Raw genomic sequence first — 394 nt, forward strand, 5'->3', positions numbered from 1 at the left:
ATCTTACCACTGCTCCGGGCAGTCGTTGATCTTGTCCTTCGTTATCTGGGGCATGTCGTAGCTGACGAAACGACCCTTCGGCGTATCAGGCTTGGTCGCGGCCTCATACATGGCCTGGAACATCAGCTTCCCAAGCAGCTTCGGTCGGGTGCAAACTGATCCGTACATCTCGCCGGCAAGGATGGCATCGTGGCCCAGCTTCGATCCCCCGCCGGTGGCGATCAGCGTAGCCTTCGAGCTCGCAGCGCTGATGGCGCGGGCGCAGCCGATGGCCATGTCGTCGGCATGGCTGAAGATTAGGTCGAGATCGGGATGCGCCGTCAGGAAGTTCTGGCACACCGCCTCGCCCTGGTCCGGTGTCCAGTTCGTGGGCTGTTCGGCGACGATTTCGTAT

Annotated in this window: 1 protein-coding gene; it reads right to left on the bottom strand. The window is 61.2% G+C overall.

The annotated features are described in order from the left end of the window. Nucleotides 1-3 precede the first annotated feature (3 nt). Nucleotides 4-394, bottom strand: a 391-nt coding sequence (locus EOA33_RS38625; protein ID WP_145989635.1) for a sugar ABC transporter substrate-binding protein, incomplete at its 5' end; no start/stop codon positions are given.

The organism is Mesorhizobium sp. M4A.F.Ca.ET.050.02.1.1 (assembly GCF_003997725.1).
Taxonomy (GTDB): Bacteria; Pseudomonadota; Alphaproteobacteria; order Rhizobiales; family Rhizobiaceae; genus Mesorhizobium.